Consider the following 12,999-nt stretch of genomic DNA (forward strand, 5'->3'; position numbering starts at 1 on the left):
GCCCCCGGTGGACACCGCGGCGTTCGCCGGCCTGCCCGAGCCCGCGCGCCGCTGGCTGGGGCACGCCGTGCCGCCCGGCACCCCGGCGTGGGTCTCGGCGGAGCTGTCGATGCGCGGCGAGATCCGGCTCGGCGGGGCGTGGCGCCCCTTCTCCGCCCGGCAGCTCATCACCCCCGGGATCGGCTTCGTCTGGGCCGCCCGCACCCGGGTCCTCGGCCTGCCGGTCGCGGGCTACGACCGGTACGGGCCCGGCGGGGGCGAGCTGCGGTGGCGGCTGCTGGGCCTCGTGCCCGTGCTGTCCGCCGCGGGACCGGACATCACGCGCAGCGCCGCCGGGCGGCTCGCCGGCGAGGCGGTCGTCGTGCCGTCGGCCTGCCCGGCCGCCGCGTGGTCCGAGGGGTCCGTCCCGGACACCGCCGTCATGACCTGGGTCCTCGACGGGGAGCGCGAGGACGCCCTGATCCGGGTCGACCCGGACGGCCGGCTCCGGGAGCTGCGCATGCAGCGGTGGGGCGACCCCGACGGCACCGGGTACGGCCGCCACCCCTTCGGGGTCGCGTTCTCCGAGGAGGCCGATCTCGCCGGCGTGCGCGTGGCCACCGTCCTGCGCGCCGGCTGGGCCTGGGGCACCGACCGGCAGGCCGAGGGCGAGTTCTTCCGGGCGCGGATCGAGGGCGTCCGGTTCCGCTGAGCGGTCCTCCCGGGACGGGACTCCCCGAACGGGGCGACCTGCCCGGGAGACCGTGCGGTCAGCGGTTCGGTCCCTGGTCGACCGGTCCGTCCCCGGGCCGGTCCTGCGGCCGGTCGTGCGGCCGGTCGGGCACCGGGGAGGACCAGGGCACCGGCGCCGCCGCGGGGGACCGGGGCTCGACCGGCCCCTGGTCGAGCCGGAACGGCGGGTACTCGTCCCGCAGGAGCAGCACGTAGGCGAGGACCCGGTTGACCCAGCGGTTGATGCCCATGACCAGCGCGAACAGCTCGGGACGGTATCGGCCCGTGAAGAGCAGGACCACGGCGGCCACCAGCACGAGCAGCCCGAGCAGGGACGGTCCCCAGCTGGTGGTCGTCGTGCCGTCGTCGCCGCTGCGGGTGGTGCTCCACGTGCCTCCGCCCGTGAGCACCCCCACGATCAGCAGGTGCGGGATCGCCAGGAGCCACCACTTCACGAGCACGAGACCGCGGGAGAGCCGCTCCGGGTAGGCGACCTCCAGCTGCGCCGGATGGTCCGCACGGGCCAGGGTGAAGGGCGGGTACCGGTCGGTGCCCAGGGCCGAGTAGGAGTAGAACGCCACCCGCCAGCTCCACCGCAGGACCCCCACGCTGAAGGAGAACCACGAGGGCGGGTACCGGCCCGTGAACAGGATGGCGAACCCGGCGGCGACCGTGGTGACCACCAGGGCGAACCACAGCACGGCCAGCACGATCAGGTGCGGGATCACCAGCAGCCACTTGACCAGCCACAGCCACCGGGACAGCCCCGCGTCGAGGAAGCCGGTCAGGCGCACGGGCGAGACCGGCGGCGGGGTCCGGTCCCGCCCCGGGTCCTCGGCGAGGGCCGCGCCCGGGCCCGTGCCGCGCGGCGGGGTGCGCGGGTCGATGTCCCGGCCGAGTCCGGCGGCGCCGAGCAGCAGCAGCGGGAGACCCACGACCAGCCCGGCCAGCCCGCCGACCAGCTGGCCGCCGGCCAGGGGGCCCAGGAGGTCGGAGCGCGCCCCGAGCTGCAGGTCCGCCCAGACCGGCCGGGTGGCGTCGGCGTTCATCACCACGAGCGTCCAGCTGCCCGAGCGCAGGTCCAGGGTCAGCTCCCGGGTGCCGGGGCCCTGGTCCGAGTCGGCCCAGAAGGTCTGGTTCCCGGGCCGGTCGGGCACCCGCTCGCCGGACACCCGGGCCCGCGTGTCGTCCCCGGACTCCGTGGCGCGGCCGAGCTCGGCGTGGGCGACGCCGTCGAGGTACCGGTCGACGTCGGCGGTCTCGGCCACGCCCACGAAGATGTCCTGCTGCGGGTCGGCGGCCGTCACGCGCACCTGCACCCTGCCGAGCTGGTCGAGGAAGGGCACGGGGGAGAGCTGGGCGTCGCCGACGTCGAGCACGGCGGGCGGGCCCACCAGGGCGTAGGTGATGGTCTGGTGCCGGTCCGGGGACGCGGTGAGGAAGCGCCCGTCCTGCTGGGCCGCGGCCGCGCCGGCGAGGACCAGACCGCTCACGAGCGCCGCCAGGCCCAGGGCGGTCAGCAGGGTGCCCAGGACCAGCAGCACCCACTGCCCGGGTCTGGTGCGGCGCGGAGCGTCCTGCCGGTCGGCCGGACGGGGTGGGCGGGAGGCGGGGTGCTCGTTCACGGGAGCTCCTGAGGAGTCGGGCGGTGGCCGGAGCCCGGTGCGGGGCGTCCGCGGGATGTCGGCGGGTGGTCTCTTCGATGTGCTTCCCGGGTCCGCTGCCCTGCGGTGCGGTCCCTGCGGTGCGGTTCGGTCCCGGCCGGGCCCGGGGCCTGTGGGGCCGGGGCTCACCCGCGCAGGACGGCGGCCCCCGTGATCCGGTCCGCGGCCAGGTCGGCGAGGGCCCGGTCCGCGGCGCGCAGGGGGTAGGGGACGGTGGTGGGCCGCAGCCCCAGCCGGGCGGCCAGCCGCAGGAACTCCTCGCCGTCCTGCCGGGTGTTGGCGGTCACGCTGCACAGCTGCCGCTCCTGGAAGAGCTCCGCGGCGTAGTCGAGGGCCGGGACGTCGCTGAGGTGGATCCCGGCGACGGCCAGGGTGCCGCCCCGGTCCAGGGCGCGCAGCGCCGGGGGGACGAGGGTGCCCACGGGGGCGAAGAGGATCGCCGCGTCCAGCGGCACCGGGGGAGGCTCGTCGGCCTCCCCCACGAAGGCGGCGCCCAGGTCGCGGGCCAGCTCGCGCGCCGCCTCCGAGCGGGTCATGACGTGGACCTCCGCGCCCTGGTGCAGGGCCACCTGGGCAGCGAGGTGGGCGGACGCGCCGAAGCCGTAGATGCCCAGCCGGCCCCCGGGCGGCAGCTGGGCCCGCCGCAGCGCCCGGTAGCCGATGATCCCGGCGCACAGCAGGGGGGCCGCGTGCTCGTCGTCGAACTCCTCGGGCAGACGGTAGGCGAAGGCCTCCGGGGCCAGGGTGAGCTCCGCGTAGCCGCCGTCCTGGTCCCACCCGGTGAAGCGCGGGGCGGTGCAGAGGTTCTCCCGGCCCCGGCGGCAGAACCGGCAGCGGCCGCAGATGTGCCGCAGCCACGCGACGCCCACGCGCTCGCCCTTCCGGAACCGGGCGCAGCCGGGACCCGCGCCCACCACCTCGCCGACGATCTCGTGGCCCGGGATCACCCCCGCCCGGTGCAGCGGGAGGTCGCCCTCCACGAGGTGCAGGTCGGTGCGGCACACCCCGCAGGCCCGCACCCGGAGGAGCAGCTCCCCGGGCCCCGGCACGGGGTCGGGGCACTGCCCGAAGCGCATCGGCCCGCCGGCCGCGGGACCGGGCTCATCGATCCACCACGCACGCATGCTGTCCTCGTCGATCCCCCGGGAGGGCTCCGGCCGCGGCCGTGCCCCCTGTCCTGGCTCCGAGTCTAGGAACGGATCGGGGGCGCCGTCAGGAAACGAGGAATGTTAATGCCTGGCCCCGGAGCCCGGGGCCGGGCGGGCCGCCCCCGCTTCTCGGCGGGAGGTGTTCCCAATCGGGACGCGGGGGACGAGCATGGGGGGACGAAGGACCGCGCGGGTGCGGCCCGCGTCGCAGGCACCCGGGCGGAACCCGATCCGGCGCGCGACGAGAGGACTCAGGGATGACCGAGCGCATCGACCGATGGCCCACGGGGGCTCCGTGCTGGGCGGACATCATGGTTTCGGACCTCGACCGTTCCATGGACTTCTACGCGAGCGTGCTCGGGTGGCGGTTCACGCCCTCGGACCCGGAGTACGGCGGCTACTGCAACGCCCTGGTGGACGGCCAGCCGGTGGCGGGGATGTCCCCCGCGCTGCCCGAGATGGAGGACGACCCGCACGCGTGGGCGGTCTACCTCGCGTCCGACGACATCGTGGCCACGGGCAGGGCCGCGGTGGCGGCCGGTGCCCGGCAGCTGTTCGAGCCGATGGCCGTGGGCAGCTTCGGCACCATGGGCGTGTGGATCGATCCCACGGGGGCGGCCTTCGGGGTGTGGCAGCCGCAGGAGCACACCGGGTTCAGCATCGTCGGCAAGCACGGGACCGTGGCCTGGTGCGACCTCCTGACCACCGACCAGACAGCCGCCGAGCGGTTCTACGCCGAGGTCTTCGGCTACACGTACCAGGACATCGGGACGCGGCACGAGGCGTACGCGGTGTTCACGGTCCCGGGCATGGACCGTTCGGCCGGCGGCATCGGCGTGGCCGCCGAGGACGTCGACCACCTGCAGGAGGCGCCGCCGCTGTGGTGGGTCTGCTTCGAGGTCGACGACGCCGACACCGCCGCCGAGCGGGTCGTCGCCGCGGGAGGCGCGCTGGTCCAGGAGCCGGAGGAGTTCGGCTACGGGGAGCTGGTGTTCGCCGCCGGCCCGGACGGCGAGCGCTTCGCCATGATGGGCCCGTCCTCGGAGGACTGGACGGAGGAGGACGACGAGGACGCCGACCCGGACGACGACGGCGCCGACGGGGACGCCGGCCGGCCGTGAGCGCCGTCCCGGCCCGCCCCCGCCCGGCGGCGGGCCGGGACGGTCGGGTGCCTCAGGTCGGCGGGCTCAGAACATCCCCACGACGGCGCCGACGAACCACAGCACCACGAACAGCGCCACGAGGCCGATGATGACGGCCAGCGCGAGCTTCCCCTTCGAGGAGTCGCCGGGCCGGTCGACGTCGAGCTCGGGGTTGGTGGGGCCCACGCCCGAGCCGGCGTCGGGAGGGGTGTCGCCCTCGATGCTCAGGCCGGACTCCTCGTTCAGGGCGTCACCGGCCTTCTTCGGGTCGTTGCGTGCCTGCTCGGGATTGATCTCGGCCACGGGGTCCTGCTCTCTTCCGGTGGGACGTGCTGGAACGGGTGCTCCCAGCAGAATAGCAAGCTTGCTGGTGAAACGGTCGGGGTCGCCCGGGTGCGCCGGGAACGGACGAACCGGTGTGCGCGATCGGAAACATGCCCGCCACGCGGGCATGAGATGACTTGAGTGCAACTCGTGGTATCACTTGTACCGTGTGGTACCCGTCACACGCCTGCCGGCAGTCCGGGGACCCGCGTCCCCGCTCCGCCACCCGGAGCCGGTCCTGCCGCTCGCCCCTCGAGGAGTCCGTTCATGTCCACGCCATTCCGTCCGGTGCGCGCCCGCCGCCCCCTCGCCGTCACCTCCCTGGCCGCCGTGGCCGCCCTCGTCCTCACCGGATGCCTCTCCTCGGATCGCGAGGAGGGGGGAGCCGGCGCCACCCAGGCCGCCGGCGGCGGCGACGTCGACGGCACGTTCGTCTTCGCGGCGTCGTCCGACCCCAAGACCCTCGACCCGGCGTTCGCGCAGGACGGGGAGTCCTTCCGCGTCTCCCGCCAGATCTTCGAGGGTCTCGTGGGCGTGCAGGAGGGCTCGGCGGACCCCGAGCCCCTGCTCGCCGAGTCGTGGGAGCAGTCCGAGGACGGCCGGACCTACACGTTCCAGCTCCGGGAGGGCGTCACCTTCCACGACGGCACGGCGTTCGACGCCGAGGCCGTCTGCGCGAACTTCGAGCGCTGGTACAACTTCGAGGGCCTCCTGCAGTCCGAGAACATGGCCTACTACTACGGCTCGCTGTTCAAGGGCTTCGCGGACGCCCCCGAGGACGCCATCTACTCCGGCTGCGAGGCCACGGGGGAGGGGGAGGCCGAGGTGACCCTGAACAAGCCGTTCGCCGGTTTCATCGCCGCCCTGTCCCTGCCGGCGTTCGCCATGCAGTCCCCCACGGCCCTCGAGGAGTACGGCGCGGACACCGCCGGCGGCACGGAGGAGTCCCCGGAGCTCTCCGAGTACGCCCAGGGCCACCCGGTGGGCACCGGGCCGTTCCGGTTCGACTCCTGGGACGTGGGCAACCAGGTGGTCCTGGCCGCCCACGACGACTACTGGGGCGAGCAGGGCCAGGTCACCGACGTGATCTTCCGGATCATCGACGACCCCCAGGCCCGCCGCCAGGCGCTCGAGTCCGGCAGCGTGGACGGGTACGACCTGGTGGCCCCGGCCGACACCCAGGCCCTGACGGACGCCGGCTACAACGTGGTCACCCGCGACCCGTTCACGATCCTGTACCTCGGCTTCAACCAGGCGCAGGAGGAGCTCGCGGACGTCGACGTCCGCCGCGCCATCGCGCACGCCATCGACAAGGAGGCCCTGGTCTCCCAGACGCTGCCCGAGGGCACCACGGTGGCCACCCAGTTCATCCCGGAGTCCGTCAACGGCTACAACGAGGACGTCACCGAGTACGAGTACGACCCCGAGCGGGCCCGCGAGCTGCTCGCGGAGGCCGGCTACGCCGACGGCCTGGAGCTGGACTTCAGCTACCCGACCGGCGTCTCCCGCCCCTACATGCCGAACCCCGAGCAGACGTTCACCACGCTCACCGCGCAGCTGGAGGAGGTGGGCATCACCGTGAACCCGCAGCCGGACAAGTGGTCCCCGGACTACCTCGACCGCATCAACGGCACCCCGGACCACGACCTGCACCTGCTCGGCTGGACCGGCGACTACAACGACACCGACAACTTCGTGGGCGTGTTCTTCGGCCGGGAGAAGCCCGAGTTCGGCTTCGCGGAGCCCGAGCTGTTCCGGGCGCTGGCCGAGGCCCGCGAGCTGACCAGCGTCGAGGAGCAGACGCCGGTCTACGAGGACATCAACGAGCAGATCATGCAGCTGCTGCCGGCGGTGCCCCTGGCCAACCCGGCGCCGTCGCTGGCCTTCGATCCCCGGGTGGAGTCCTACCCGGTGAGCCCGGTCAACGACGAGGTCTTCAACAGGATCGAGCTCAGCGAGTGAGCCCGGGTCCGGGGCGGCGCAGCGCGCCGCCCCGGGCCGCCCCCGCCGTCCTCCCGGCGGTCCTCCCCTCTGCCCCTCTCCGTCCGGAAGGACCGGAATGCTCCGCGTCATCGGCAAGCGGCTCGCCCTGCTCGTCCCCACCCTCCTCGGCCTGTCGGTCCTGCTCTTCGCGTGGGTCCGCGCCCTGCCCGGCGGGCCGGCCACCGCCCTGCTGGGGGACAAGGCCACCCCCGAGGCCGTGGCCCGCATCAACGAGGTCTACGGCTTCGACCGCCCCCTGCTCGAGCAGTACGTCGTCTACACGGGCCAGCTCCTCCGGGGGGACTTCGGCGCCTCCATCGTGACCGGCCGGCCCGTGGTCGAGGAGTTCCTCACCCGCTTCCCCGCCACCCTGGAGCTCTCGCTCGTGGCGCTGGTCTTCGCCGTGGGCATCGGGGTCCCGCTCGGCTACGTGGCCGCCCGCCACCGCGGCAGGCTCCTGGACCACTCCTCGGTGGTGCTGTCCCTGCTGGGCGTCACCGTCCCCGTGTTCTTCCTGGCGTTCATCCTCAAGTGGCTGCTCGCGATCCAGGTCCCGCTCTTCCCGGCGGACGGACGGCAGGACCCGCGCATCGACGCGACGCACCACACCAACTTCTTCGTCCTCGACGGCCTCCTCACCGGCGAGTGGGATGCGGCGTGGGACGCGCTCCTGCACCTGGTCCTGCCGGGCGTGGCCCTGGGCACCATCCCGCTGGCGATCATCGTGCGCATCACCCGGGCCTCCGTGCTGGAGGTCCAGAGCGCGGACTACGTGCGCACCGCCCGCGCCAAGGGCCTGACGCGCGGTCTGATCCGCGGCCGCTACATCCTGCGCAACGCCATGCTCCCCGTGGTCACCACCATCGGCCTGCAGACCGGCCTGCTGATCTCCGGGGCCGTGCTCACCGAGACCGTCTTCGCGTTCAACGGCATCGGCCGGTTCCTGCGGGACGCGATCTTCACCCTCGACTACCCCGTGCTGCAGGGCTTCATCATCTTCATCGCCCTGGCCTACTCCCTGATCAACCTGCTGGTGGACATCTCCTACAGCCTCATCGACCCCCGGGTGCGTGTCCAGTGAGCGCCACACTTCCTCCTGCCCCCTCCGGCCCCTCGCACACCGAGGGCCCCGAGGCCGTCACGACCACCCCGGGCACCACCGCGGCGGTCGGCACGAGCCTGTGGAAGGACGCCTTCCGCCGGCTGCGCCGCAATCCCGCGGCCATCGCCGGGGCCGTGATCGTCGGCGTCTTCCTGCTCGTGGCCCTCCTGGCCCCGTGGCTCGCCCCGTTCGGCGGCGAGGAGCTGCCCGGGCGCACCGAGATCACCCCCACCACCATCCCCGGCCCCGGCGAGGTCGAGGGCTATCCGCTGGGCCTGGACCGCTTCGGCGGGGACCTGCTGTCCAAGCTGATCTGGGGGGCCCGCGCCTCCCTGGTGATCGGGGTGGTCTCCACCGCCCTGGGCCTGGTCGGCGGAATGGTCCTCGGCCTGCTGGCCGGCGGCCTCGGCGGCTGGGTGGACAGCGTGATCATGCGCTTCGTGGACATCCTGCTCTCCGTGCCCAACCTGCTGCTCGCGGTGTCCATCGCCGCGATCATGGGGCAGAGCCAGTGGGCCGTGATGATCGCGATCGGCGCCTCCCAGGTGCCCATCTTCGCCCGCCTGCTGCGATCCTCGATGCTGTCCCAGCGGGGCGCCGACTACATCCTCGCCGCCCAGACCCTGGGCCTGTCCCGCCGCACCATCACCATGAGCCACCTGCTGCCCAACAGCACCGGGCCGGTCATCGTCCAGGGCACCCTGACGCTGGCCACCGCGGTGATCGACGCGGCCGCCCTGTCCTTCCTGGGCCTGGGCGGCGGCGTGCCGCAGACGGCGGAGTGGGGCCGCATGCTCACCTACGCCCAGGCCGAGCTGTCGATCGCCCCGCAGCTGGCGTTCCTGCCCGGCCTGTGCATCGCCGTCACCGCCCTGGGCTTCACCCTGCTGGGGGAGTCCCTGCGCGAGTCCCTCGACCCCAAGTCACGAACCGCGTGAGGTGCACCGACCGATGAGACCGGAGAACCACGCCCCGGGGGCGGACCCCGCCCCGCTGCTCGAGGTCGGGAACCTCGCCGTGGCCTTCAGCACGATGAACGGACCGGTCCAGGCCGTCCACGAGGCGTCCCTGACGCTGCGCGAGGGCCGGACCCTCGCCATCGTGGGGGAGTCCGGCTCGGGAAAGTCCACCACCGCCATGTCCGTGATCGGGCTGCTGCCCGGCAACGGCCGGGTGACCGGCGGCTCCGTCCGATTCGCGGGCCAGGAGCTCGTGGGCCTGGACGAGGCGCGGATGCGGCGGATCCGCGGCCGGCAGATCGGGCTCGTCCCGCAGGACCCCATGTCCAACCTCAACCCCGTGACCACGGTCGGCCGCCAGGTGGCCGAGACCCTGCTCGTGCACGGACTGGCCACCCGCCGGGACGTGGACGAGAAGGTCGTGGCGGCGCTCGCGGCCGCGGGGCTGCCCGAGCCCGAGCGGCGCGCCCGGCAGTACCCGCACGAGTTCTCCGGGGGCATGCGCCAGCGCGCGCTCATCGCGATCGGGCTCGCCTGCCGGCCGCGGCTGCTCATCGCCGACGAGCCGACGTCCGCCCTCGACGTCACCGTGCAGCGCACCATCCTGGACCAGATCGAGCGGATGACCGAGGAGATCGGCACGTCCGTGCTGCTCATCACCCACGACCTGGGCCTGGCCGCGGAGCGCGCCCAGGACATCGTGGTGATGCACCGCGGGCGGATCGTCGAGGCCGGCCCGTCCGCCCGGGTGCTCGAGGACCCGCAGGACGAGTACACCCGCCGCCTCGTGCAGGCGGCGCCCTCGGTGGCCGCGGCCCGGGTGGGCCGGCAGGCCGTCCCGTCGCCGGGCCGGACGGGAGCGGGGACGACGGCGGCGGCTCCGGCGGCGGCCGGTCCGTCGGCCTCGGGCCCGACGGCGGGAGGCGTCGCGGCCCCCGCCGCCCAGGAGGCGGCCGGGGCCGCCGCGCGGGAGCCGCTGGTGGTGATCGAGAACCTCACCAAGGTCTTCAAGGGGCGGCTGGGCCAGGCGGACTTCACCGCGGTCCAGGACGTCTCCCTCACGGTGCCCCGCGGCAGGACCGTGGCGATCGTGGGCGAGTCCGGGTCGGGGAAGACGACGACGGCGCGGATGCTGCTGAAGCTCTACGAGCCCACCTCCGGGTCGATCCGCTTCGACGGCCAGGACGTGACAGGACTCCGGGGCAGGCAGCTGGCCGCGTTCCGGCAGCGGGTCCAGCCGATCTTCCAGGACCCGTACTCGTCCCTCAACCCGATGTTCACGATCGGGCGGATCGTCGAGGAGCCGCTGTCCACCTACGGCCGCGGCACCCGGGCGGAGCGCCAGGACCGGGTGAAGTGGCTGCTCGAGGAGGTCGCCCTGCCGCCCTCGACGGTCAGCCGCTACCCCAACGAGCTCTCCGGCGGCCAGCGCCAGCGCGTGGCGATCGCCCGGGCGCTCGCCCTGCAGCCGGAGCTGATCGTGTGCGACGAGCCGGTGTCCGCGCTCGACGTGCTCGTGCAGAAGCAGATCCTGGACCTGCTGGGGCGGCTCCAGGACGAGTTCGGGCTGTCCTACCTGTTCATCTCGCACGACCTCGCGGTGGTCCGGCTGATCTCGGACGAGGTGTGCGTGATGAAGGACGGCCGGCTGGTGGAGGCGGGCGCGAGCGAGGAGATCTTCACCGACCCGCAGCACCCGTACACCCGGCAGCTGCTGGCCTCCATCCCCGGCAACGAGCTGCGCGTGGGGGTCTGAGACCGGCCGGGCGGCCGCGCTCAGCGCAGCGGTGCGGTCGCGGCCAGCCCCGCGAGCACCGCGAGCACGGTCAGCGCGCCGGTGCCCGCGGCGTTGAGCACCGCCCGGAGCGTCCTGCCGTCCCGGACCAGCCGCACGGTGTCGGCCATCGCGGTGGAGAAGGTGGTGTATCCGCCGCAGAAGCCGATCACGGCGACCGACGCCGCGGGCCCGCCCAGCACCCCGGCCAGTGCGGCCCCGGACAGGAGACCGGCCAGGAACGAGCCGCTCACGTTGACGACCACGGTCCCGGCGGGGAAGGACGTCCCCCACCGCTGTCGCACGGTCCCGTCCACCGCGAACCGGGCCATCGCGCCCAGTCCGCCGAGGAGGCAGATCAGCAGGGCGGTCACGCGCGCCGCCCGCGGGCCGCGAGGACGGTGCCGGCGAGGCACGCCAGGAACCCGCAGAACAGCGAGATCCCCACGTAGGCCAGCGCCTGTCCCGCGGCCCCGCCGGTCAGCAGCCGCTCCGTCTCGAGGGCGAGCGAGGAGAACGTCGTGAAGCCGCCCAGCGCCCCGGTGCCCGCGCCGAGGCGCAGCAGCATCCCGCGGGGGGTCTCCGCACCGCGCCGCAGGAGGGCCTCCAGGAGCATCCCCAGCAGGAACGCCCCGAGCAGGTTCGCGGTCAGGGTGGCCAGGGGCCAGCCGGCCACCGTCGGCACCAGCTGGGCGAGACCGTGGCGGGCGCCGGTGCCCAGCGCGCCGCCGGCTCCCACGGCGAGGACCAGCAGCAGGCGCCGGTGCGGCGGTCGGCTCATGGGGGGTGCTCCTCGGGGCGGGCTCCCCGGGGGGAGCGGTCGGCGGGCTCGATCCTACCGGCCGGTCCGTAGGATGTCCGGGTGCAGACGATACGCGGCGCCCGGATCCTCCTGGCCCTCAAGACCTCGCTCGCCGTGGCCCTGTCCTGGGTGGTGGCCCAGCGGATGCCCGGCGTGATCGACGACTACCCGTACTACGCCCCGCTGGGCGCGATCTCCGCGATGTACCCGACCGTCCTGGGCTCGGTCCGGGCGGGGCTGCAGACGGTCGCCGGCATCGCCCTGGGCATCATGCTGGCCGCAGGGGTCCTGCTGGTCGGTGACCCCAACCTCGTGACGGTCTCGGTGGCGGTCGGCGTGGGCGTGCTCCTGGCGGGCATCCGCCGGCTCGGGGCCGGGGCAGAGTACGTCCCGGTCGGCGCCCTGTTCGTCCTCATCGTCGGCGGCCAGGACGCCGAGGGCTTCTCGGCGGGCTTCCTCGTCCAGATGTCGGTGGGCGTGGCGATCGGGCTGCTCGTCAACGTGACGGTCCTCCCGCCCCTGGACTTCCGCACGGCCCGCCTGCAGCTCGACCGGCTGCAGAACGTCGTCGTCGACTACCTCGAGGACGTCGCCGGGGAGCTCGCCGAGCCCGGGACCACCGGGGGACGGGACTGGCGCCGGCGCAACCACTCCCTGGTGCGGATCACCGGCGAGGTGCGCGAGGCGGTCGACGAGTCGGCGCGCAGCGCCCGCGGCAACCCCCGGATGGTGCTCCGGCGGCGGCGACGACCCGCCGCGGACCCGGGGGACCCGGGCTACGACTCCCTGCTGAAGCTCGAGAACGTCATCTTCCACCTCCGGGGCTTCACGGACGCGGTGCGCGAGCTCTACGACCACCAGGCGCACGACTGGCTGGTGCCCGCGGCCCTGACCGCCCGGCTCGGCGAGGCGGTGCAGTCCGCCGCCGACGCGGTGCGGGCGTGGGCCGCGGATGAGGATCCGGAGGAGGCCGCCGAGCGGGTCCGCTCCCTGGTGGGCCGGCTCCACTCCGATCTGACCGACCCCTCCCGGGCGGAGGACCGGCTCGTCATGGCCGCGGCCCAGGACCTCGCCCGGCTCGTGGCGGTCCTGGACCCGCCGACCGCCCCGACGGCCGGCAGCAGCGCCGTGACCCGGGGATAGGGGTCTCCGCCGTCCCGGGGCCCGTGGGGCCACCGGGACGGCGGGCGGCTCAGGACCGGCTGCGCCGCCGCAGGCGCAGCGCGCCCGCCGCGCTCGCGACGATCCCCGCGGCGAGCAGGCCCGCGGCCAGGCCGGCGCCGGGACGCTGCTCCGGCTCCGCGACGGCCGTCTGCATGTTGAGACCCGGGTTGACCTCCACCGGCGCGGTCTCGACGGGTGCTGCCTCGACGGGTGCTGCCTCGACCGG

13 protein-coding genes are annotated in these 12,999 nt (G+C 74.3%); 7 read left to right on the plus strand and 6 right to left on the minus strand.

What is annotated here, in order from left to right; all coding sequences use genetic code 11:
* Positions 1-691 (plus strand): DUF6544 family protein (locus CRM73_RS15135; protein WP_229588297.1); only part of this gene is annotated, 691 nt, incomplete at its 5' end.
* Positions 692-749: 58 nt separating this feature from the next.
* Here the strand turns inward: CRM73_RS15135 and CRM73_RS15140 are convergent.
* Positions 750-2,336: a DUF4389 domain-containing protein gene (locus CRM73_RS15140; protein WP_229588299.1), complete on the minus strand. Its 1,587-nt coding sequence runs from the start codon at positions 2,334-2,336 to the stop codon at positions 750-752.
* Between the two features lie 164 nt (positions 2,337-2,500).
* Positions 2,501-3,499 carry a zinc-dependent alcohol dehydrogenase family protein gene (locus tag CRM73_RS15145; protein ID WP_229588301.1) on the minus strand — a complete coding sequence of 333 codons (999 nt, stop codon included), beginning with the start codon at positions 3,497-3,499 and terminating at the stop codon, positions 2,501-2,503.
* A gap of 281 nt (positions 3,500-3,780) precedes the next feature.
* Between CRM73_RS15145 and CRM73_RS15150 the strand changes: the two genes are divergently transcribed.
* Positions 3,781-4,644 (plus strand): VOC family protein, encoded by an 864-nt coding sequence (locus tag CRM73_RS15150; RefSeq protein WP_035923377.1) that lies wholly within the window; start codon positions 3,781-3,783, stop codon positions 4,642-4,644.
* A 66-nt stretch (positions 4,645-4,710) separates the two neighbouring features.
* On the opposite strand, the gene CRM73_RS15155 is transcribed toward CRM73_RS15150, so the two are convergent.
* Positions 4,711-4,968, minus strand: a complete 258-nt coding sequence (locus CRM73_RS15155; RefSeq protein ID WP_017834712.1) for a DUF6480 family protein — start codon at positions 4,966-4,968, stop codon at positions 4,711-4,713.
* A 288-nt stretch (positions 4,969-5,256) separates the two neighbouring features.
* On the opposite strand from CRM73_RS15155, the gene CRM73_RS15160 reads away from it, so the two are divergent.
* From CRM73_RS15160 to CRM73_RS15175, 4 genes are all read left to right on the plus strand, one after another.
* Entirely contained in the window at positions 5,257-6,951 is a 1,695-nt protein-coding gene (locus CRM73_RS15160) for an ABC transporter substrate-binding protein (RefSeq protein WP_229588303.1), read from the plus strand.
* Positions 6,952-7,048: 97 nt separating this feature from the next.
* Positions 7,049-8,053, plus strand: coding sequence for an ABC transporter permease (locus CRM73_RS15165; protein ID WP_017834714.1), 1,005 nt, complete (start codon positions 7,049-7,051; stop codon positions 8,051-8,053).
* Positions 8,050-9,012: an ABC transporter permease gene (locus tag CRM73_RS15170; RefSeq protein ID WP_017834715.1), complete on the plus strand. Its 963-nt coding sequence runs from the start codon at positions 8,050-8,052 to the stop codon at positions 9,010-9,012. Before CRM73_RS15165 ends, CRM73_RS15170 begins: the two co-directional genes overlap by 4 nt.
* 13 nt (positions 9,013-9,025) lie before the next feature.
* Positions 9,026-10,789 carry an ABC transporter ATP-binding protein gene (locus CRM73_RS15175; RefSeq protein WP_229588305.1) on the plus strand — a complete coding sequence of 588 codons (1,764 nt, stop codon included), beginning with the start codon at positions 9,026-9,028 and terminating at the stop codon, positions 10,787-10,789.
* A gap of 20 nt (positions 10,790-10,809) precedes the next feature.
* On the opposite strand, the gene CRM73_RS15180 is transcribed toward CRM73_RS15175, so the two are convergent.
* A complete protein-coding gene (locus tag CRM73_RS15180) occupies positions 10,810-11,181 on the minus strand; it encodes a CrcB family protein (protein WP_109243137.1) in 372 nt (123 codons plus the stop codon).
* Positions 11,178-11,588 (minus strand): CrcB family protein, encoded by a 411-nt coding sequence (locus tag CRM73_RS15185; protein WP_144835770.1) that lies wholly within the window; start codon positions 11,586-11,588, stop codon positions 11,178-11,180. Before CRM73_RS15185 ends, CRM73_RS15180 begins: the two co-directional genes overlap by 4 nt.
* A gap of 81 nt (positions 11,589-11,669) precedes the next feature.
* On the opposite strand from CRM73_RS15185, the gene CRM73_RS15190 reads away from it, so the two are divergent.
* Entirely contained in the window at positions 11,670-12,752 is a 1,083-nt protein-coding gene (locus CRM73_RS15190; protein ID WP_109243135.1) for an aromatic acid exporter family protein, read from the plus strand.
* 49 nt (positions 12,753-12,801) lie between these two features.
* On the opposite strand, the gene CRM73_RS15195 is transcribed toward CRM73_RS15190, so the two are convergent.
* The coding region (locus CRM73_RS15195) for a hypothetical protein (protein WP_229588307.1) at positions 12,802-12,999 on the minus strand (198 nt) is incomplete at its 5' end.

The organism is Kocuria sp. CCUG 69068, assembly GCF_020833785.1.
GTDB lineage: Bacteria > Actinomycetota > Actinomycetes > Actinomycetales > Micrococcaceae > Kocuria > Kocuria rosea.

Bases quoted from the DNA above. Each gene is read 5' to 3' on its own strand.
- CRM73_RS15165 (WP_017834714.1), top strand. From the start codon at position 7,049: ATGCTCCGCGTCATCGGCAAGCGGCTCGCCCTGCTCGTCCCCACCCTC.
- CRM73_RS15145 (WP_229588301.1), bottom strand. From the start codon at position 3,499: ATGCGTGCGTGGTGGATCGATGAGCCCGGTCCCGCGGCCGGCGGGCCG.
- CRM73_RS15185 (WP_144835770.1), bottom strand. From the start codon at position 11,588: ATGAGCCGACCGCCGCACCGGCGCCTGCTGCTGGTCCTCGCCGTGGGA.
- CRM73_RS15160 (WP_229588303.1), top strand. From the start codon at position 5,257: ATGTCCACGCCATTCCGTCCGGTGCGCGCCCGCCGCCCCCTCGCCGTC.
- CRM73_RS15175 (WP_229588305.1), top strand. From the start codon at position 9,026: ATGAGACCGGAGAACCACGCCCCGGGGGCGGACCCCGCCCCGCTGCTC.
- CRM73_RS15150 (WP_035923377.1), top strand. From the start codon at position 3,781: ATGACCGAGCGCATCGACCGATGGCCCACGGGGGCTCCGTGCTGGGCG.